15 protein-coding genes are annotated in these 20,485 nt (G+C 68.8%); 9 read left to right on the top strand and 6 right to left on the bottom strand.

The features are described 5' to 3' along the window. Positions 1–237 precede the first annotated feature (237 nt). From QJ043_RS08085 to QJ043_RS08060, 6 genes are all read left to right on the top strand, one after another. Positions 238–2,559, top strand: a complete 2,322-nt coding sequence (locus QJ043_RS08085; RefSeq protein ID WP_283713185.1) for a DEAD/DEAH box helicase — start codon at positions 238–240, stop codon at positions 2,557–2,559. Between the two features lie 146 nt (positions 2,560–2,705). Continuing rightward, positions 2,706–4,202 carry an NAD(P)/FAD-dependent oxidoreductase gene (locus QJ043_RS08080; RefSeq protein WP_283713184.1) on the top strand — a complete coding sequence of 499 codons (1,497 nt, stop codon included), beginning with the start codon at positions 2,706–2,708 and terminating at the stop codon, positions 4,200–4,202. Beyond that, positions 4,199–5,461 (top strand): NAD(P)/FAD-dependent oxidoreductase, encoded by a 1,263-nt coding sequence (locus QJ043_RS08075; RefSeq protein WP_283713183.1) that lies wholly within the window; start codon positions 4,199–4,201, stop codon positions 5,459–5,461. The genes QJ043_RS08080 and QJ043_RS08075 overlap by 4 nt, the downstream gene beginning before the upstream one ends. Continuing rightward, a complete protein-coding gene (locus tag QJ043_RS08070) occupies positions 5,454–5,858 on the top strand; it encodes a DUF1667 domain-containing protein (RefSeq protein WP_283713181.1) in 405 nt (134 codons plus the stop codon). Before QJ043_RS08075 ends, QJ043_RS08070 begins: the two co-directional genes overlap by 8 nt. A gap of 13 nt (positions 5,859–5,871) precedes the next feature. Next, positions 5,872–7,374, top strand: a complete 1,503-nt coding sequence (gene glpK, locus QJ043_RS08065) for a glycerol kinase GlpK (RefSeq protein WP_283713180.1) — start codon at positions 5,872–5,874, stop codon at positions 7,372–7,374. Between the two features lie 63 nt (positions 7,375–7,437). Continuing rightward, positions 7,438–8,190: a transposase gene (locus QJ043_RS08060; protein ID WP_283713178.1), complete on the top strand. Its 753-nt coding sequence runs from the start codon at positions 7,438–7,440 to the stop codon at positions 8,188–8,190. 63 nt (positions 8,191–8,253) lie between these two features. Here the strand turns inward: QJ043_RS08060 and QJ043_RS08055 are convergent, their stop codons facing one another. The 6 genes from QJ043_RS08055 to ppk1 form a co-directional block, all read right to left on the bottom strand. Then, positions 8,254–9,093 (bottom strand): HAD family hydrolase, encoded by an 840-nt coding sequence (locus tag QJ043_RS08055; protein WP_283713177.1) that lies wholly within the window; start codon positions 9,091–9,093, stop codon positions 8,254–8,256. A gap of 100 nt (positions 9,094–9,193) precedes the next feature. Continuing rightward, entirely contained in the window at positions 9,194–10,189 is a 996-nt protein-coding gene (locus QJ043_RS08050; RefSeq protein ID WP_283713176.1) for a P1 family peptidase, read from the bottom strand. A 60-nt stretch (positions 10,190–10,249) separates the two neighbouring features. Next, positions 10,250–10,825: a Maf family protein gene (locus tag QJ043_RS08045; protein ID WP_283713175.1), complete on the bottom strand. Its 576-nt coding sequence runs from the start codon at positions 10,823–10,825 to the stop codon at positions 10,250–10,252. Between the two features lie 118 nt (positions 10,826–10,943). Then, complete coding sequence (locus tag QJ043_RS08040) at positions 10,944–11,522, bottom strand: DJ-1 family glyoxalase III (protein ID WP_283713174.1); 579 nt, start codon at positions 11,520–11,522, stop codon at positions 10,944–10,946. A gap of 66 nt (positions 11,523–11,588) precedes the next feature. Next, positions 11,589–12,914: a 23S rRNA (uracil(1939)-C(5))-methyltransferase RlmD gene (rlmD, locus tag QJ043_RS08035; protein WP_283713173.1), complete on the bottom strand. Its 1,326-nt coding sequence runs from the start codon at positions 12,912–12,914 to the stop codon at positions 11,589–11,591. Then, positions 12,898–15,843, bottom strand: a complete 2,946-nt coding sequence (ppk1, locus tag QJ043_RS08030; RefSeq protein WP_283713172.1) for a polyphosphate kinase 1 — start codon at positions 15,841–15,843, stop codon at positions 12,898–12,900. Before ppk1 ends, rlmD begins: the two co-directional genes overlap by 17 nt. Before the next feature lie 697 nt (positions 15,844–16,540). On the opposite strand from ppk1, the gene arcA reads away from it, so the two are divergent. From arcA to QJ043_RS08015, 3 genes are all read left to right on the top strand, one after another. Further along, positions 16,541–17,797, top strand: coding sequence for an arginine deiminase (gene arcA / locus QJ043_RS08025; RefSeq protein WP_283713170.1), 1,257 nt, complete (start codon positions 16,541–16,543; stop codon positions 17,795–17,797). A 129-nt stretch (positions 17,798–17,926) separates the two neighbouring features. Continuing rightward, entirely contained in the window at positions 17,927–18,922 is a 996-nt protein-coding gene (gene argF, locus QJ043_RS08020; RefSeq protein WP_283713169.1) for an ornithine carbamoyltransferase, read from the top strand. 111 nt (positions 18,923–19,033) lie between these two features. Then, positions 19,034–20,482, top strand: a complete 1,449-nt coding sequence (locus QJ043_RS08015; RefSeq protein WP_283713168.1) for a basic amino acid/polyamine antiporter — start codon at positions 19,034–19,036, stop codon at positions 20,480–20,482. The last annotated feature ends 3 nt before the right edge of the window (positions 20,483–20,485 follow it).

Genomic DNA, 20,485 nt, shown 5'->3' with positions numbered 1-20,485 from the left:
CGTCCCTTCTGGTCGGGGCCTGGGCAAGCCGAGCAAGAGTACCAAACAACTGTGGTGCTCCTGTCCACGAAGGCGCAGGGCCCCAGAAGTGCCGCGCGAGCGCGCCGTGCCCGTCTCCGTGGCGCGCGTCACCGCCCGAAGGCCGTGCGTCCCACTGACCTCGATGGCCGGGCGCCGAGCGCCGTCAAATGGATAGAAACCCGGGCGTCCCGTCGACCCGTCTCCCGAGGAGCGCCCATGTCCGATCCCGCCACGTCGCCCGTCCTGTCCGCTCTGATGGCGTCCCTCGACACCGCGCCGGCCGCCCGGGCCTTCTCGACGCAAAAGCTCGACGTGGAGCCGGGGTCGGTGAGCCTCCTGGCCCACGTGGCCGAGCGGGACGGCCGTTGGTGGGCATGGTTCTCGCTGCGTCTCGGGGGCACCGAGGAGCCTGTCGAGGACCTCTGGCACCTCGTGGACCATGTGCGCACCGGGTCCTTCCACGCCTATGGGCCGTCGGTGGCGTTCATACACGACCCTGCCGTGTTCGACGCGCGCTCCCGCGAGCTGCTGGGCTTCTTGGAGGGCCTGCAGCGTCGTCAGGCTGGGGCCGAGGGCTTCTTCGAAGGCCTTGGGCAGGCAGCCGGCACTCCGGTGGAGAGCGGGGTTCGCGAGGCCGCGCTCACTGTGGACGACCTCGTGGAGCTGCTCGACATCCACGGCGAGTTCGACGAGCCCTTGTTGTTGACGGTGGACGGCGAGGAGCGAGCCACACGCGTCCTGCGGGAGGACCCGGCACTGACGGTGACCGTGACCGAGCGGGCCGACGGGTCCCTGGCGCTTGCGCTCGACGCCCCCGCGCCGATCGTGCGCTCGGACGAGCGTCTGTACCTCTGGCGCGGGGGCCGCTTCTACAAGTGCTCCCACGACTTCGCGGCGGTGGGCGACCTGCTCCAGGGCTTCATGCAGGCGGACGCCCTTGTCGTGGGGGCCTGTGACCGGTCGCTCTTCTGCCGCACGGTGCTGCCGCTGATGGAGGAGCACCTCACGGTGGGGCTGCCCCCCGAGCTTTTGGCCGAGTACCTTGCCGGCCAGAGGGACACGGGCGCGGGGCTCGACGACCTGGTCGAGTCCTTCAAGCGCGCGAGCTCGGCGCCGTGCCCGGAGCCGGCGGGGCTCTGCGCCACGTTGCGGCCCTACCAGGAGGAGGGTCTCCGCTGGATGAACCTGCTCTGCGACATGGGGCTCGGCGGCGTGCTCGCCGACGAGATGGGGCTCGGCAAGACCGTGCAGGTCATCGCGCTCATCCTGGCCCGACAGCAGGACGCGGCCGGGTCCGGGCCGTGCGTCGTCGTGTGCCCGTCGTCGCTCGTCTACAACTGGGCGAGCGAGCTGGAGAGGTTCGCGCCGCGCCTCTGCGTCGAGACCCTCACGGGCGCGTCCGACGCGCGCCGGCGCAAGATGGACGGCCACGCGCAGGTGCTCGTGTGCTCGTACGACATCGCGCGCATCGACTGCGGCGCCCTCGCGGCCCTGCGGCCGTACCTGCTCGTGCTCGACGAGGCCCAGTACATCAAGACGCCGGGCGCCAAGACCACGCAGGCCATCAAGCGCATCCCGGCCGAGCACGCCTTTGCGCTGACGGGCACCCCGGTCGAGAACCGTCCGGCCGAGCTGTGGAGCATCTTCGACTTCGTGATGCCCGGGTACCTGGGCTCGTTCCGGCAGTTCCGGGCGCGCTTCGGCCTCGACATCCTGGCCGGCAGCGAGGAGGCTGCGGACGAGCTCCACACCCTCGTCGCACCGTTCCTGCTGCGCCGTAAGAAGGCCGATGTGGCTCGGCACCTGCCCGAGAAGCTCGAGTCGACGGTCGTGACGCCGCTCACGGCGGAGGAGCGGGCCGTGTACGAGGAGCACGCGGAGCGCCTGCGGGCAGCTCTGCAGGGGGGTGTCGCTGGGGAGCCTCTGGGCGAGCGGGGCGCCGAGGTGCTCGGCGAGCTGACGCGCCTGCGCGAGGCCTGCTGCTGGCCGGGCCTGGTTGACGACGGGTTCACGGGGCCGAGCTCCAAGGCCGACGTGATCCTCGAACTGGTGCAAAACGGCCAGGCGGCGGGGGAGCGCGCCCTGGTGTTCTCGCAGTTCACGGGCTTTCTGGACCTGCTCGGACGGCGGCTGGACGAGGCGGGCGTGCCCTATTACCGGCTCGACGGCTCGACGTCCAAGCGGCAGCGGGCGGACCTCGTGGAGCGGTTCAACGGAGGCGACGTGCCGGTGTTCCTGATCAGCCTCAAGGCGGGCGGCACGGGGCTCACGCTGACCGGAGCGTCAATGGTGATCCATGCGGACCCGTGGTGGAACCTTGCCGAGGAGGAGCAGGCGACGGACCGCGCCCACCGCATCGGCCAGACGCAGACCGTCAAGGTGTACAAGGTCATCGCGCAGGACACGGTGGAGGAGCGCATCGTGGAGCTGCAGCGGAAGAAGGCGCGCTTCGCCGGCGAGCTGGTGGACCAAGGGGGCGCCGACCTCGCCGGGATGTCCCCGCAGGACCTCTTGGCCCTGCTCGAGGAGGGCCGGTAGCTACATCGGGCCGCGCTGGCCGTTGGCCGCCGTTGACATGTCTCGTTGCGTCCGTTGGCCGACGGGCACACCTGGCCCGCGACCGATTCTCATCGGTTAAGGTTATCTTCATCGATCCAACCGACCCATCGGACGAGGAGACAACCGTGGTACCCAGAGCTCCCATCGAGCGCGAGTGCGACGTGCTGGTCATCGGTGCCGGCGTTGTGGGCTGCGCCATTGCCCGCGAATTGACGCGCCGCGACCTCGCGGTGCACGTGGTGGAGGCGGAGGAGGACGTCTGCTGCGGGGCGTCCAAGGCCAACTCCGGCATCGTCCACGCCGGCTTCGACGCGAGGCCGGGCACCCTCATGGCCCGCCTCAACGTGCAAGGGGCGGCTCTGATGCCCGGCCTCTGTGCCGAGCTCGACGTGCCGTACCGCAACAACGGCTCGCTCGTGCTCTGCTTCGACGACGAGGGGCGCGCCGGCCTCGAGCGCCTGCTGGCCCAGGGTCTCAGAAACGGCGTCCGCGACCTCTCGATCGTGGGCGGCGACGAGGCCCGCGCCATCGAGCCCACGGTGTCGCCCGAGGTACGGTGGGCGCTCTGGGCGCCGACCGCCGGCATCGTGGACCCCTTCCTGCTCACGGTCGCCCTGGCCGAGAACGCCGCCGAGAACGGCGCCGAGTTCTCGTTCAACGAGCGCGTTGCGGCTGCCGAGCCCGCCAGAGGTGGGTGGCTCGTCACCACGAGCGCCGGGTCCTGGCGCGCGGGCGCGGTGGTGAACGCCGCCGGTCTGGACTCTGCGCGCCTGTTCAACGCCACTGTGGGCGACGCCGCGCCGCGCCTCTCGATCACACCGCGGCGCGGCTCGTACTACCTGCTCGACAAGACTGCGGCGCCGGTGCCCTCGGTCACGCTGTTCCAGCTGCCCACCGACAAGGGCAAGGGCGTGCTCGTCGCGCCGACCTGTCACGGCAACACGCTCGTGGGACCGACGGCGGTGGACGTCGAGGACCCGCTCGCCACCGAGACCACGGCGGCCGAGCTGGCCGACGTCGCCGAGAAGGCGGTGCGCTCGGTGCCGGACCTGCCCCTGCGGAGCGTGATCACCTCGTTCGCGGGGCTGCGCGCCCATGAGGCGGGCCACGAGTTCGTGATCCGGGAGAGCGCCCCGGGCTTCTTCAATGCGGCAGGGATCGAGTCCCCCGGCCTCACGAGCGCGCCGGCCATCGGCGTCATGGTCGCGGACGCGGTGTCCCGCGCGCTCTGTGCGACGCAGCGGGGCGATTTCCAGGGCGAGCGCCTGGGCGTTCCACGGTTCGCGGACCTGCCGGGGGAGGAGCAGGCGAGCCTCGTGGCGGAGCGGCCGAGCTACGGCCACGTCGTGTGCCGCTGCGAGCTGGTCACCCAGGGCGAGATCGAGGACGCCTGCCGCCGACCGGTGCCTCCACGGACGCTGGACGGCGTGAAGCGACGCCTGCGCGCGGGCATGGGCCGGTGCCAGGGCGGCTTCTGCACGCCCTTTGTGATGCAGGTGCTCGAGCGGGAGCTGGGCCTGGCGCCGAGCGAGGTGCACAAGAGCGGTGCCCGCTCGTGGATCGTCGACGGTCCCACCAAGACCGGCGCGGACGACCCGGTTGCGAAGGGAGGCGAGCGATGAGGCGCGACCTCGTGATCATTGGAGGCGGGCCGGCCGGTCTCGCTGCCGCCGTGGCGGCCTATGGCGCGGGCGCCCGGGACATCCTCGTGCTGGAACGTGACGTGGAGCTGGGCGGTATCCTCAACCAGTGCGTGCACAACGGCTTCGGGCTCCATGCCTTCAAGGAGGAGCTGACCGGCCCCGAGTACGCCGCTCGCTACGTCGAGATGGCCCGCGAGCGGGGCATCGAGTGTCGATGCGGCACCACCGTGCTGGACGTGAGCAGCGAGCGGACCGTCACGTGCCTGTCGCCCGAGCGCGGCCTCGAGACGGTCGAGGCCGGCGCCGTCGTGCTGGCCATGGGGTGCCGCGAGCGGCCGCGGGGCGCGCTCAACATCCCGGGCTACCGGCCGGCGGGTGTTTTCTCAGCGGGCACCGCGCAGCGGCTCGTGAACCGGGAGGGGCTCATGCCGGGCCGGCGCGTCGTGGTGCTCGGCTCCGGCGACATCGGGCTCATCATGGCGCGCCGCATGGCGCTCGAGGGCGCGGAGGTGCTCTGCGTGGCCGAGCTCATGCCCTACTCGGGCGGCCTCAAACGCAACATCGTGCAGTGCCTCGACGACTTCGGCATCCCGCTTTTGCTCTCCCACACGGCCACGCGGGTGCTCGGCCGCGAACGCGTTGAGGGCGTGGAGATCGCCCAGGTGGACGGGCACGGCGCCCCGATTCCCGGCACCGAGCGGGTCTACGAGTGCGACACGCTGCTGCTGTCCTGTGGCCTGTTGCCCGAGAACGAGCTCTCGCGCCAAGCGGGCGTCGGGCTCTCGTCCGTGACCGGCGGCCCGGTGGTGGACGAACGGCTCATGACCGACGTGCCGGGCGTGTTCGCCTGCGGCAACGTGCTGCACGTCCACGACCTCGTGGACCATGTGAGCGAGGAGGCCGCCCACGCCGGGCGGGCCGCGGCGGCCTATGTGGCCGGCGGCGAGGGGGAGACCGGCAGACGCGTGGCCATCGAAGCGGGCAGCCATGTGCGCTACACGGTGCCCTCTTCGGTGGACCCGGCGCGGCTCGACGGGCCGCTGACCGTGCGGTTCCGCGTGACAGAGCCGCTGCGCGACGTCGCGCTGGTCGTCAGCGCGGACGGCCGTGAGCTTGTGCGCCGGAAGCGCCGCGTCGTCGCCCCGGGCGAGATGGAGCAGGCGGTGCTGGGGCCTGCGGTGCTCGCCGACGTGACCGGGCCCGTGACCGTCTCGGTCGAAGGAGGTGACCGTGGCTGAGACCATCGAGCTCACCTGCATCCGGTGCCCCATCGGGTGCCAGCTCTCGGCCGTGCTGGAGGACGGCACCGTCGTGCGCGTCTCGGGCAACACGTGCTCGCGCGGCGAGGCCTATGCCCGCGCGGAGGTGGCGGACCCACGCCGCACGGTGACAGGGACCGTGGCCGTGCGCGGCGGGGCGTGGCCGGTGACCAGCGTGAAGACCGTGCCGGACGTGCCAAAGGACGCAGTGCTCGACGTCGCCCGTGCGCTCTCCGAGACCGTCGTCGACGCGCCGCTCGCCATCGGCGACGTGGTCGTCGCCAACGTGTGCGGCACCGGCGCGGACGTCGTCGTGACCAAGCCCGTCGATGTGCAAACAGGGACAGTCCCGTTTTGCACATCAACATGCAAATGAGAAGGGACGCGGCATGGCTGACCCGCGCTTGATCCTCGCCATTGACCACGGGACCACCTCGTCCCGTGCGATCCTCTTCGACCACGACCGCGCCGTGGCCGGCGTCGCCCAAAAGGAGGGAGCGCTCTCGTACCGGCAGCCGGGGTGGGTCGAGCAGGACGCAACGCAGGCGTGGCTCGACACGATGGCCGTCGTGGCGCAGGTCCTCAACGAGACCGGCACCGACCCAGGGCAGATCGCCGCGATCGGCATCTCGAACCAGCGCGAGACGTGCCTTCTCTGGGACGCGAAGACCGGGCTCCCGGTGGCTCCGGCAATCGTCTGGCAGTCGCGGCAGACGGCCGACATCTGCGACCGCTGGAAGGCGGATGGGCTCGAGCCGCTCGTTCGCGAGCGCACCGGGCTCCGCATCGACCCGTACTTCTCGGCTTCCAAACTGGCGTGGCTGCTCGAGAACGTCCCCGGGGCCCGCGAGCGCGCCGAGGCCGGCGAGCTGCTCTTCGGCACCATGGACACGTGGCTCGTGTGGAAGCTCACTGGCGGCGCGGCACACGTCACGGACGCCTCCAACGCGTCCCGGACCCTGCTGTGCGACATCGCGTCCACCAGCTGGGACGAGGAGCTGCTCGAGGCCTTTGGGGTGCCGCGCTGCGTGCTGCCACGGATCGTCGACACCTCGGGGGCGCTCGCCGTGACCCAGCCGTTCGCCTTCTTTGGCGCGGAGGTGCCCATCTGCTCGATCGTCGGCGACCAGCAGGCGGCGCTCTTCGGTCAGCTGTGCCTCGAGCCCGGCATGGCCAAGAACACCTACGGCACGGGCGGCTTCCTGCTGATGAACACCGGCGGGTCCATCGTGCGGTCCAACAACGGCCTCCTCTCGACGGTCGCGTGGCGCCGCGACGGACGCACCACCTACGCGCTCGAGGGCTCCGTTTTTGTGTCCGGCTCCTTGATGAAGTGGCTGCGCGACAACCTGGGGCTCATCGAGGACGTGGGCGAGACGGCCGCGATGGCGCAGCGTGCGGGCACCTCGGGCGGCGTGTTCATCGTGCCCGCCTTCGTGGGTCTGGGGGCGCCGTTCTGGGACGAGAGCGCGCGGGCGAGCATCCTCGGGCTCTCGCTTGGCACGACGCACGACCAGCTGGTCCGTGCGGCCCTCGAGTCGATGGCGTTCCAGGCCCGCGACGTGCTCGAGGCCATGGAGGGCGACTCCGGCGTGCCGCTGCAGATGCTTCGCGTGGACGGGGGAGCGGCGGCCAACGACTTCCTCCTGCAGTTCCAGGCGGACCTCTGCCAGATTCCGGTGGAGCGGTTCTCGCTCACCGAGCTGACGGCGCTCGGTGCGGCGTACCTGGCCGGCCTAGGTTGTGGCTTCTGGGCCGAGGGCGACCTCTCCGCAGAGCTGGAGCGCGTCTTCGAGCCCGAGCGGCCGGCGCCCGAGATGGACCGGCGCTATCGCCAGTGGATCCACGCGGTGGACGCGTGCCGCTCCTTCAAACCCAACGACGTCCCGTGATGTGCATTTAGGGACAGTCCCCAAATGCACACATGCACGTTTCGTCACTCAAAGGAGGCACCCATGCCACGCACCGGCCGGCGTCGCTCGAGTTCCGGAATCTATCACGTCACGAGCCGCGGGGTGGGGCGCCTCGCGATCTTCGAGGGCGACGAGGACAAGCTCGCGTTCCTCAACCGTGTGCGCCTGGTGCTGGCCGACGAGCGGGACGTGAGGCTCTTCGCCTGGGTGTTGATGGACAACCACCTCCACTTCGTCGTCGAGGATCCGCACGATACGCTCAATCGGTTCTTGGCGCGCATAACCGGCCCGTACGCGACCCGGTTCAACGAGCTCCATGGGCATGTGGGGCACGTCTACCAGAATCGCCCGCACGTCGTGCCCGTTGAGAGCGACGAGCAGCTTCTCAACACGGTGCGCTACGTGCACCAGAACCCCGTGCGGGCCGGGCTGTCGCCGGACTGCGACTGGCCATGGTCGAGCTACCGAGAGTACCTGGGACAGCCCGGACTCGTGTGCCCCGACCTCGTGCTCGAGATGCTGGGAGGGCCGGACGGATTCCGGGCCTTCCACGAAATCATGCCAAGCGCCGTAGAGACCGCCGCGCTACGGAAGGGCCTCCGAGCCCACGTGACCGACGTGGACGCCACGGCTGTCGTTCGAGAGCTCCTTGGCGACCGGCCGCTCGAGCAGATCGGGAAGCTCGGCCGAAAAGAGCGGGACGCCGCGCTCCGGCACCTTAAAGCGGTCGGTCTCACGGCTAAGCAAATCGAACGCCACACCGGGGTTGGGCGCGGCATCATCGGCCGCGCGTGACAACGTGCAAAACGGGACTGTCCCCAAATGCACATGCGAGAGACGTGCATTTGGGGACTGTCCCTACAGGCACGTTGTGAAGAAGCGGTCGACGACCTCGGCGATGGCCGCGTCATCGCACGAGGACTCGAGCCGCTGGACCTTCTCGGGAAGGACCGCCTCGAGGCCCTCGGACACGTTGCTCACCACGAGGGACAGGCCCGCGTCCTCGAGCATCGAGAGGTCGTTGAGCGAGTCGCCCACGGCCACGGTCTCCTCGACCCCCACACCGAGCGCGTTCGCGGCCTCGAGCAGCCCCGACCCCTTGCCGACGCCCAGCGGGTTGAACTCCAGGTATCGCTCGCTCGAGTAGGACGTCTCAAGCGTCGCGAGCAGCTCCGGCAGGTCGCGCCGCAGCTCCGCCTCGACCGCGCGGAGGAACGGCACGTCCAGATCGTGGAACAGCACCTTGTACACGGGCTCGACGTCAATGGCCGAGAAGGCCTCCTCCCAACCCGTCTCGACGATCTCCATGCGTCCGTCCACAAAGGCCCGCTCAGCCTCGGTCACGTTCGTGACCAGGGTGCGGTCGCCAAGGTACACGTGCGCACACAGCTCGCGCTGCTGAGCCTGCTCGAGAAGAGCCCGCGCCGCGTCGCCCGACAGCGGGTGGCCGACGATGAGGGTTCCGTCGTTGCGGTACACCGTGCCGCCGTTGAGCGCGATGGTGACCTCGCTCGGATCCCCTGCCGTGCCAACCTGCGCTAAGGTCCCCTGCACGCTATAGAACGGGCGCCCGGTGGCAACGACGAAGTGGCCGCCCTGCTCCTGAAGCCGGCGCGCCGCCTCGAGGTTGCCCGGATGCACGGTCTTGTCGTGGCCGATGAACGTCTCGTCCATGTCGCTGGCGATGAGTTTGTACACGCGGGGCTCCCTTGCTCGTGACGGACCAGATCAACCCTAGCAGGAATGTGCATTTGGGGACTGTCCCCTGTGCATTTGGGGACTGTCCCCAAATGCACGTCTACCGCGAGGCGGCGCCCGGGACCCCGAGGAGCGTCTCCGCGCTGCGGCAGCCGTCCACGATGGCGCGCGCCAGCGCCCGCTGGGCAACGATGCCCACCACGTCCTCCGGCGCCGGCACGGGGCCGTTCGCCATCACGAAGACCGTGTCGCCGTCGTTGGTGGTGTGGGACGGCACGATGCACCGCGCATAGGCGTCGCCGCACATCTGGGCCACCTTCGTGCACTGGGCCTTCGAGAGCAGCGCGTTGGTGACCACGCAGGAGATAGTCGTGTTGCTGCGGGGGAGCGGTGCGTCACCGGCTGTGACTTGGGACGCCCCCTGTGAGAACATCGCCGAGATGGCGCCGAGCGGGTCGGGGATCACGTCGAGCGAGGCGCCGGCGACCCGTGCGCCGGCGACCCACTCCTCGGTCTCGGGGTCGCGCACCGAGCCGACCGCGTTGACCGCCGCGATCGCGCCCACCACAAGCGGCCCCTCTTGCTCCACGGCCCAACCGAGGCCGCCCTTCATGCACTGGGTGGGGCCGGCGAACTTGCCGACGGTGCAGCCCGTCCCTGCGCCCACGTTGCCCATCGCGGTCACGTCCGCGGTCCCGTCGAGCGCGGCGCGCACCGCCTCGGCCCCCTGGGCCTCGCCCGGGCGCACGGCCGCATCGCCGAAACCGAGGTCGAAGACGCACGCGCTCGACACGATTGGCACGCGGCACACCTGCATGTCGAAGCCGATGCCGCGCGCCTCCAGCTCGTTGGCGGCGCCCGCGGCCGCAGCGAGCCCGAACGCCGACCCCCCCGAGAGGACCACCGCGTGCAGCTGCTGCACCATCTCCTCGGGTCTGAGCAGGTCCGTCTCGCGGGTCGCCGGGGCGCCGCCCGCCACGTCCACGCCGCCGACGGCGCCGTCCGGGCACACGATGGCCGTGCAGCCGGTCGCTGCGGACGGGTCGGTCCAGTGGCCGACGAAGAAACCGGGGATGTCGTTCAGGGTGAGGCCCATGTCGGGCTCCTTTCTCGGTCGGTGCGCGGCAAGGGACCCTCGCCACGTGCCGGCGCGTTGTCAGAGGCCGTTGATGAAGGTGCGCAGCTCGCGGGCCACGCGTGCGATCGGCAGCCCGACCACCGTGTCGTAGTTGCCACGGATGCCCTTCACAAAGAGCCGCCCTTGGCCTTGGATCGCATAGGCGCCGGCCTTGTCCATGGGCTCCTCGCTCTGGGCGTAGGACCAGACCTCTTGGGGCTCGAGGGGATAGAACTCCACGTCGGCCGTGTCCACAAAGGAATGGGTCGAGACGCGCCCGTGGCCGTCCTTGACGGCCAGGCACACGCCCGTCGAGACGTGGTGCCGTGTGCCCGAGAGCCGGCCAAGCATCGCCTCGGCGTCCTCGTGGTCCTTCGGCTTGCCGAGCACGGCGCCGTCGAGCCACACGACGGTGTCGGCGCCCACGACCACCTCGTTGGGGTCGGCTCGGTCCATCACGGCCAGCGCCTTGCTCGTGGCGAGCCGCTCCACCAGGGCCTCGGGCTCCTCGTCCGGCTCGGCCGACTCGTCAATGTTCGCCGGGATAGTGCGGCAGACGTAGCCGCCCTGCTTCATCAGGTCGATGCGGCGCGGCGACTGGGAGGCCAGGATCACGGGCGCTCCTTTCATCGATGGCTTGTTCGTGCCTGAAAACTCTACCGCAAAAGGAAAGGGCGCCAGGAGGGTCGCATCGGCCCTCCTGGCGCCCGAGGTCCCGCTCAAACGCGGTGCGTCAATGGATGCAGCCCCAGGCGGTGTCCGGCACCAGCATGCCGGCGGCGACCCTCTCGGCCTCGTCCTTCCCCACGAGCGCGACCGCGAGCGCAAGGCCGAAGGGCACGGCGAAGGCCGGGCCGGACCCGGTGATCAGGTTCCCGTCCACATACACGCCGTTGTCTGCCGGGCGCACGCCGGCCGGGAAATCGGTCTCCCAGCCCGGGTAGCAGGTGGCCACGCGCCGGTCCAGCTTCTTGAGCGTGGCGAGCAGCGACGGCGCCGCGCAGATGGAGCCGACGAGCGCGCCCCGGTCCATGCGCGCGGCGAGGGCCGTCATCACGGCGTCGTTCTCGCCCAGGCGCTTGACGCCCTCGGCGCCCCCGGGCGTGACCATGAGGTCGTACTCGGCGAGGTCGAGCTCCTCCACCGTGGCGTCGCAGGTCACGACGACCCCTTGGGCGCTCGTGACCGTGCGGCTGCCGCAGCAGCCCGCGAGCGTGGTCTTCACGCCCGCGCGGCGCAGCACGTCGCACGGGGCGAGGGCCTCGATGGTCTCGAAGCCGTCCGCGAGCATGATGGCGCAGGTCTTGTCCATGGCAAATCTCCTCTCATCAGCGGGATCGGGCACCGTGCCGAGGGTGCCCGTCCTGCGCGGCGCGCCCTAGCGGCGCCGGAGCAGGGTCACGCTCTCAACGTGGTACGTCTGGGGGAACAGGTCCACCGGCTGCACCCAGTCGGCCTGGAACGCGCCACGCTCCTCGAACCGCGCGATGTCCCGCGCGAGCGTCGCGGGATCGCAGCTCACGTACGCGATGGCCCGTGCCGGCGTCTCCGAGAGGAGGTCCACCACGTGCTCGGCAAGCCCGGCGCGAGGCGGGTCCACCACCACGATGTCGGGGTCAGCGTCGTCGGGGAACTCGCGCCCGGCGTCGCCGCCCACGGCGTCGACGTTCGTGAGGTTCGCCCGCTCGAGGTTCTTTCGGAGGTCGCGCACGGCCGGCCCGTAGCTCTCCACCGCGTCGACCCAGGCGCACCGGCGCCCGAGGGGCAGCGTGAACGTCCCGGCGCCGGAGTAGAGGTCCATGGCGACGTCCTCGGGGCCGGGCTCGAGCGCCTCCAGCACGAGCGACACGAGCGCGTCGGCCCCCTTGGTGTTGACCTGGAAGAAGCTCGGGGCCGAGACCCGCATCTCCTCCTCCAGTACGCGCTCGTCCCAGGCACCGATGCCGTCGAGCCGCTCGACGCGGGTCACTTTGCGCGCCCTCATCGAGTCCTTGTCGCCCTTGAGCATCGGCCGCACGATGCTCGTCACCTTCTTGCCCTGCTCGAGCATGCGGACGGCCTGGGCGCGGGGGAACGGCCCCGTCGAGGTCCACACGGCGATCTCCGCCTCACGGGTCCGCCGAGAGCCGCGCAGCCCCACGCGGTCGAGCGCAAGGCCGTGCGAGTTCGCCAGATAGCCAAGCGCCCCCGCGGCGTGCTTGAGGAGCTTCTTGTGGGACGGGTCGAAGAGCAGGCACTCGTCCACCTTGACCACGCCCTCGCCGCGCGCGGCGTGCAGCCCGATGACCGTCTTGCCCCGCTGCTCCGCGGCCGCCAGCTCGATCTTGTTCCGGTAGCCCCATGGGTCGCCCGGGTCCCGGCACGGGCGCACGAGCCTCTCTGTCCGCTCGACGCCCAGTTTGCCGATCCGCACGAGCGCGTCCACCACGTTCGCGCGCTTCGCTGCGAGCTGGGCGGCATAGTCCAGCTGGGCCCACGGGCACCCGCCGCAGATGCCGGCATACGGGCACCGAGGTCGCACGCGGTCGGGCCCCGCCTCGAGCACCTCTACCACGTGCGCCTCGAGGCAGCGCTTGCCGTCCTTGTCCACGGCGGCCTCGACCACGTCGCCCGGGCAGGCCCCCGAGACGAACGCCACGCGGCCGTCCTCGGCATGCGCGACGGCGCCGGGCCCGTAGCTCATGCGCTCAACGGTGAGTCTCATCGGTGCCCCTCGTGTTCGTGTCCGTCCGGCTCCTCCGAGCCGCGCGCTCGGCCTCGCGGCGGTGCTGCTCGGCGTTCTTCTGCTCCACGCGCTGGCGCGCCCTCTCGGCGGCCTCCGGCCCTTGGAACAGCGTTCGGATACCCAATCCGATCAACGAGAACGCGGCGGCGAACCGGCTCGGCTTGCGCGTCGCGAGGGCGCCGCCGGCCTTCTCGGTGGCCTCGCCCACGAGGTCGGGGCGCACGAACGCCCCGGCGTCAGCGGGCGCAGGGCTCGGATCCGTCGGCGCGAGCGGCTCCTCCGGTCGCGGTGCGTCGGTGGCCACCGCGCCCTCGGACCCAGCGACGGCGACGCCGCCGTTGTCCTTGGGCGCGCCGGAGAGCGGCGCGGTGTTGGCCTTCACGGCGGCGTCCGCGTCGGCGAGCGGCTCGTCGTGGTCCGTCACGGCCTGCGCGAGCATCTCGTCCTCGACCATGGGCTCTTCGGACACCGTTGGCGCCGGCCCGGTGGGACGCGTCGACGGCTCGCTCGCCAGCGGGTACGACGAGTACAGGGAGATCAGGCGCCGGATCACGTCGGGCGGCAGCGACGCCAGCTCGGGCGCCAGCGGGGCCTGGCGCCCCTGGGAGCGGATCCGCGCGTGATGGTAGGCCAGCGCGATCAGGACGTCCTGGCTGTCCAGCAGCGGCGCGTCCGGCGCCGCCTCGACGCGCTCCCAGGTGCCGATGCTCGTGAGGCGGCGCGCCTTCACGTTGTCGCTCATCTGGAGGTCCATGTACTCCACCACCATGGCACGGCACGTGGGGTCGAGCACCGGGAACGCGATCTCCACGCGGCGCTCGGTGTTGCGGGTCATCATGTCCGCGCTCGAGAGGTACACGGTGTCGGCGCTCGGGCCGAACGCGTACACGCGGCTGTGCTCCAGGAGGCGCCCGACGATCTGCCGCACCTCGAGGCCGTCGGTTCTGCCCGCGATCCCCGGCTTGATGCAGCAGATGCCGCGGACGATGAGGACCATCTTGACCCCGGCCTGCGTCGCCTCCGCGATCTTGTCGATCACGTCGCGGTCGGTGAGGGAGTTCATCTTCATGAACACCTGGGCCGGCTTCCCGGCCCGGGCCCGGGCGATCTCGCGCTCGATGCCGCGCATGATGAGCGGCTTGAGCCCGGTGGGCGCGACGCCCAGGTACTTGTAGGAGCCGCGAAGGTTGCCGAGGGTGAGGTTGCGGAAGAAGTTGTTGCCGTCCTCGCCGATGCCCTTGTCGGCGGTCATCAGCATGAAGTCGCTGTAGAGCCGCGCGGTCTTCTCGTTGAAGTTGCCGGTGCCGAGGCACGTGATGCGCGTGAGCCCGTCGTTGTCGTGATAGGTGACCTGGCAGATCTTCGAGTGGCACTTGAACCCCTCGGAGCCGTAGATCACCGTGCACCCGGCCTGGTCCAGGCGCTCGGCCCATTCGATGTTGTTCTTCTCGTCGAAGCGGGCGCGGAGCTCCATCAGCACCGTGACGTCCTTGCCGTTCTCGGCCGCCGCGATGAGCGACTCGCACAGGCGCGAGCGGGTGGCCACGCGGTAGAGCGTGATGCGGATCGAGATGCAGCTGTCGTCGCTCGCCGCCTGGGCCACGAGGTCCAACAGCGGCTTCATGGACTCATAGGGGTAGTAGAGGAGGACGTCGTGGTCCTCCACCTGCTCGCGCACCGGGCGCTTCGGGTCCACCATCGGCGACTGCTGCGGCTCGAAGGGCTCGAAGAGCAACGCCTGGCGGTTGCGGTCCGGCAGCTTGGACTCGAGGCTGTAGACGTACGAGAGGTCAAGGGGCATCGCCATGCGGCTCACGCGGTCGGGGGAGAGGCCGAGCTCCTCGCGGACCAGCTCCTCCAGGCGCGGGCCGAGCGACCCTTCCAGCTCCACGCGCACCGGCTCCAGGCGCATGCGGCGCTTGAGGATCTTCTTCATGTGCTCGCGGTAGTCCTCTTCTTCCTCCACGCCCTCGCCGTCGGGGTCCACGTCGGCGTTGCGGGTGACGCGCACGACGGCCGCCGAGACCGGGCGGTACGCGTTGAAGGAGTCGGACAGCACGAGCCCCTGCGCGATGACGTCCTCCACGAGCGCGTAGCGGAACCGCTCCTGGCGGCTCGGCAGCTCCACCACGCGCGGTGCGGACGCCGGGACCTCCACCATGCCGAGCAGCTCGCCCTCGGCGCCGGCGTCCAGCGCGCACATCACGTAGAGCTGGCCGTTGCGGAGGTTGGGGAACGGGTGCCGCGGGTCGACGACGAGCGGGGAGAGGATCGGCGCCAGGTTGCGCTCGAAGTACCGGGCGACCGCCACGTTGTCCTTGTCGTCGAAGTCCTCGCGCCCCACGCGCTCGAGGCCGAAACGGACCAGCTGCCGCTCGATCGCCGCGAACGCCCCCTCCTGGCGCCCGAGCATGTCGGGCAGCTCGCCGAAGATCGCGTCCAGCTGCTGCTGCGGCGTCATCCCGCTCTTGTTGTCCAAAGGGGGTCGCTTGAGCGTGGTGAGCGTGGAGAGGCCACCCACGCGGATCATGAACCACTCGTCCAGGTTGCTCTGGAAGATCGCGCAGAACTTGAGGCGCTCGAAGAGCGGCACCTCGGGCGTCAGGGCCTCCGTGAGGACACGGTCGTCGAAACGGAGCCAGGAGAGCTCGCGGTTCTGGGTGTAGGAATAGTCCCGCTCGTGCTTCTCGGGCGCCTCGTTCTTGGGTCTGGCCTGCTTCGAGCGCTCGTGGCCCTTCTTGTTGGCCTGCTTGGCATAGGCGGCCGAGGCCGAGCCCTTCTTCTCGCGCAGGGGTTTGGGCGTGTCGCGCCGCAGCTTCTTGTCCTGGGCCTTGTCTTGGGCGCGCTTCTGCTTCTTGCGCGCCTTCCTGGATTCCTTTCCGCTTCCCTTTTTGGGGTTCTTGGCCATGGTGGGTCCTTGTCCGCGGGGCGTTCCCCGCCGTTGGGTGTCTGTGAGGGCGACTAGCGGTGTTCTTCCCGAGCGGGTCGGGCGCCGCCGCCTCCCGCCGTCGTTCCCCATTAAAACGCAACGTCACGAAGGCTGGCGACGCCTTTCAGCTTCCGTTACCGGCTCGTGCACCGGGCGTGACTTGCTGCCATGGTTCGAGGTCGCCGGGGCGGCGCCGCTCGCGAGTGGCGCCTGTGGGCCGACGAGCGGTTCTGTGATGGTTCAGCATGCATTGACAAAGGACACGGCCGGTCGGGTACGCAATAGGTGGAACGACATCGATATATGCGGTTTTGCCAGTGAATATGCACGAGTTGCCGCGTTTTTGCTCGATTCATGTTGAAGTCAGCAGATGCAATAGGAATTGATATCGACCGATGTGCCGCCAAGAATCCAGAAAACCGCAGGTCAATACCGCCATGTCCCTCATTCCTCCACAGTTGGACAGGTTTTTTCCACGTGACCCCCGTTCAGGGGTTCTAAGAGACCGTTCGGGGGAACCTGTAACAATATGCACGGCCGGTACTCATAATGGGTTCCGGAAAACGGGTCTGAGGGCGTCCGCCCCCTAATAAAAAGCGAGCGGACAACCCGAAGGTCTGACCGGCAGGGACGCGGCGCTCCAGGACGGCGCCGCGCCGACCTAGGAGGAGGCACTATGTCCAAAGGGCTACATGTCTCGAGCGAGATCGGGCAACTCAAGAAGGTCTGCCTGCATCGCCCGGGAGACGAGCTCCTGAACCTGCCCCCGGATGAGCTGGAGCGTCTGCTGTTCGACGACGTCCCGTTCCTCCAGGTGGCGCAGGAGGAGCACGACACCTTCGCGCAGACCCTGCGCGACCAGGGCGTCGAGGTCCTCTACCTCGAGAAGCTGGTGGCCGAGGCGCTCGACGCGCACCCCGAGGCACGCGACGAGTTCCTCGACCAGTGGGTCGAGGAGTCCGGCGTCACCGGGAAGCACGCGCCGCAGATCATCCGCGAGTACATCGACTCGTTCAAGGACAACCTTGAGATGGTCGAGCACACGATGGCCGGCGTCACCAAGCAGGAGGTCCAGCTCCCGGTGAAGGCCAACGAGACGCTGCGCTCCATCGTGGGCACCGACGGCGACACCGAGAGCGACCTGCTCGTCGACCCGATGCCCAACCTGTACTTCACCCGCGACCCGTTCGCGGTGGTCGGCAACGGCGTGAACCTGAACCGCATGTACTCCGTCACCCGCAACCGCGAGACGCTGTACGGCAAGTACATCTTCAAGTACCACCCGGACTACTGTGACGTGCCGCTGTGGTATCGCCGCAACAGCGCCTACCACACCGAGGGCGGCGACGTTCTGAACCTCAACAGCCACGCCATCGCGGTGGGCATCTCCCAGCGCACCGAGGCCGCTGCCATCGACGTCATGGCGAACCACATGTTCTGGGGCAAGGAGGAGTGCCCGATCACCGAGATCTATGCGTTCAACATCCCGGTCTCCCGCGCCTTCATGCACCTCGACACGGTGTTCACCCAGATCGACCGTGACAAGTTCACCATCCACCCGGCCATCATGGGCACCCTCCAGGTGTTCAAGCTGACGCCGGGCAAGGAGGTCAACGACGTCAAGATCGAGGAGATGAACGACACCCTCGAGAACACGCTCGCAAAGATCCTCGGCCTCGACCAGGTGACCCTGATCCCGTGCGGCGGCGGCGACCCGATCGCGGCTGCGCGCGAGCAGTGGAACGACGGCTCCAACACGCTCTGCGTGAAGCCGGGTCAGATCTGCGTGTACCAGCGCAACAACGTCACGAACGAGATCCTCTACAAGGCCGGGCTCGACCTGCTTGTGATCCCGTCCGCCGAGCTGTCCCGCGGCCGTGGCGGCCCCCGTTGCATGTCCATGCCGTTCTGGCGCGAGGACGTGGAGTGGTAACGCTCCTTCGATAGGCCTCCTCCATGGCCGGGGAACCGCGTTCCCCGGCCATGGTCGAGTTGGTTCGACAATCCCTTGGTTTTTGGGAACGCGCCGGCGCGTCCGGCGCTCACAGAAAGGAGCCCGCATATGGGCGTCAACCTTCGTGGCCGCAGCTTCCTCAAGCTCCTCGACTTCACGCCGCAGGAGATCGAGTACCTGATCGACCTTTCCATCAACTTCAAGAACATGAAGATGAACGGCGTGCCCCACAAGTACCTCACGGGCAAGAACATCGTCCTCCTGTTCGAGAAGACCTCCACGCGCACCCGCTGCTCCTTCGAGGTGGCCGGCTACGACCTGGGCTGCGGCGTCACCTACCTCGACCCCGGCAGCTCCCAGATGGGCAAGAAGGAGTCCATCGAGGACACCGCCCGCGTGCTCGGCCGCATGTATGACGGCATCGAGTACCGCGGCTTTGATCAGGACCTGGTCCAGGAGCTTGCCGACAAGTCCGGCGTGCCCGTCTGGAACGGCCTGACCGACGAGTTCCACCCCACTCAGATGATCGCCGACCTCATGACGATCAAGGAGAACTTCCCGCAGGGCCTCAAGGGCCTCAAGCTCACCTACATGGGCGACGCCCGCAACAACATGGGCAACTCCCTCATGGTGGCCTGTGCCAAGATGGGCATGAACTTCACCGCCTGCGGCCCCAAGGAGCTGTGGCCCGCCGAGGACCTCGTTGAGACCTGCAAGCAGATCGCGGCCGAGACCGGTGGCTCCGTCACCCTCACGGACGACGTCGACGAGGGCACCAAGGGCGCCAACGTCATCTACACCGACATCTGGGTCTCCATGGGCGAGCCCGACTCCGTGTGGGAGGAGCGCATCAAGCTGCTGTCCCCGTACCAGGTGACCACCAAGGTCATGGACAACGCCGCCGACGACGCCATCTTCATGCACTGCCTGCCGTCGTTCCACGACCTGCAGACCACCATCGGCCAGGACATCTACGAGAAGTTCGGGCTCAAGGAGATGGAGGTCGCCGACGAGGTCTTCGAGTCCAAGCGCTCCCGTGTCTTTGACGAGGCCGAGAACCGCATGCACTCCATCAAGGCCGTCATCTACGCGACCCTGAAATAACAGTCGCAACGAGGAGGGGAGGCTCCAACCTCCCCTCCTTTTTCTTTCTCTCGCATCTGTATGCACTGTGAAATCAGGGGTGCGTTCGATGCATCGGCCAAAGGAGGAAGCATGGCAAGCAAAGAGACCACGGAGAAGGTGAACCCCAACGGCATCGGGCTGTTCGGGCTCATCGGCATCGTGGTGAGCTCGTGCATCGGCTCGGGGGCCTTCGCGCTCACCGGCCAGATCGCAGGCGTCTCGGCTCCCGGCCCGGCGCTCATCGCGTGGCTGATCGTGGGCGTGGCGTTCCTCTGCCTGGCGCTCTCGCTCAAGAACCTCGCGGACCGGCGCCCGGACCTCGACGGCATCTTCAGCTATGCCACCGCCGGCTTCGGGCCGTTCGCCGGTTTCGTCTCCGGCTGGGGCTACTGGCTGTCGGCGTGGCTCGGCAACGTCGCGTTCGCGACGATCATGATGTCCACGATCGGTTACTTCTATGCGCCGTTCCTGCCGGGGAACACCGTAGCGTGCATCGTGATCGCCTCCCTGGTGATGTGGGGCATCACCATCCTCGTGATGAACGGCGTCGAGAGCGCCTCGTTCATCAACGCCATCGTGATGGTGGCAAAGGTCGCAGCGATCGCGCTCTTCCTGCTCTTCTGTCTGATCAGCTTCAACGCTGGCATCCTCACCGAGACCTTCTGGGGCAACGTGGCGACCAATGTCGCCCAGATGGCCGAAGAGGCGGACCTGGGCTCGGTCTCGGACCAGATCATCAACTGCCTGATGATCATGATGTGGTGCTTCATCGGCATTGAGGGCGCCTCGGTGGTCTCCGCTCGCGCCAAAAAGAAGTCGCAGGCCGGCGAGGCCACGGTCATCGGCCTGGTCGCGCTGCTCGTGATCTACATCGGCATGTCGATCCTGCCGTTCGGCGTCCTGCCGTTCACCGAGGTGGCCCAGATGGACTACCCGGCGTCCGTGTACGTCTTCAACACGATCGCCCCGGGCTGGGGCGGCGCCTTCCTCTCGATCGCGATGATCATCTCGGTGGCGGGCTCGTGGCTCTCGTTCACCATCCTGCCGGCGGAGACGACACAGCTCATGGCGGACCACAAGCTGATCCCGGCCAAGTGGGGCGAGCTCAACAAGAAGGGCGCGCCCGGGTTCTCGCTGCTCATCGTCGGCGTGTGCACCCAGGTCTTCATGGCGACGCTGATCTTCACCGAGGACGCCTACAACTTCGCGTTCTCGATGTGCACGGTGGCCATCGTGATCACCTGGGCGCTCGCGAGCGCCTACAACATGGTGTACTCCTTCGGGAACGGCCAGGTGGGCGAGGGCATCGCCGGCCTGATCGCCACCGTGTTCCTCGTGATCGCCACGCTGCTCAACGGCTGGAGCTACCTCATGCTCACCTGTGTGGGCTACATCCCCGGCATCTTCGTCTACATCGCCGGGCGCAAGGAGCACCACGAGAAGCCGTTCACGGGCCCCGAGATGGCCTGCATGGCCGTGATCTGCGCGGCCGGCGTGATCGCCCTCGTGCTCCTGGCGATGGGCATCATCAGCTTCTAATCG

The organism is Kribbibacterium absianum, from assembly GCF_030067705.1.
In the GTDB taxonomy this organism is placed as follows: Bacteria; Actinomycetota; Coriobacteriia; order Coriobacteriales; family Atopobiaceae; genus Kribbibacterium; species Kribbibacterium absianum.
The sequence above is the reverse complement of the archived record's forward strand: the minus strand, read 5'-3'. Positions and strand labels throughout refer to the sequence as shown.

Bases quoted from the DNA above. Each gene is read 5' to 3' on its own strand.
- QJ043_RS08060 (WP_283713178.1), top strand. From the start codon at position 7,438: ATGCCACGCACCGGCCGGCGTCGCTCGAGTTCCGGAATCTATCACGTC.
- QJ043_RS08015 (WP_283713168.1), top strand. From the start codon at position 19,034: ATGGCAAGCAAAGAGACCACGGAGAAGGTGAACCCCAACGGCATCGGG.
- QJ043_RS08085 (WP_283713185.1), top strand. From the start codon at position 238: ATGTCCGATCCCGCCACGTCGCCCGTCCTGTCCGCTCTGATGGCGTCC.
- rlmD (WP_283713173.1), bottom strand. From the start codon at position 12,914: ATGAGACTCACCGTTGAGCGCATGAGCTACGGGCCCGGCGCCGTCGCG.
- arcA (WP_283713170.1), top strand. From the start codon at position 16,541: ATGTCCAAAGGGCTACATGTCTCGAGCGAGATCGGGCAACTCAAGAAG.
- QJ043_RS08075 (WP_283713183.1), top strand. From the start codon at position 4,199: ATGAGGCGCGACCTCGTGATCATTGGAGGCGGGCCGGCCGGTCTCGCT.
- glpK (WP_283713180.1), top strand. From the start codon at position 5,872: ATGGCTGACCCGCGCTTGATCCTCGCCATTGACCACGGGACCACCTCG.
- QJ043_RS08050 (WP_283713176.1), bottom strand. From the start codon at position 10,189: ATGGGCCTCACCCTGAACGACATCCCCGGTTTCTTCGTCGGCCACTGG.
- ppk1 (WP_283713172.1), bottom strand. From the start codon at position 15,843: ATGGCCAAGAACCCCAAAAAGGGAAGCGGAAAGGAATCCAGGAAGGCG.
- argF (WP_283713169.1), top strand. From the start codon at position 17,927: ATGGGCGTCAACCTTCGTGGCCGCAGCTTCCTCAAGCTCCTCGACTTC.
- QJ043_RS08040 (WP_283713174.1), bottom strand. From the start codon at position 11,522: ATGGACAAGACCTGCGCCATCATGCTCGCGGACGGCTTCGAGACCATC.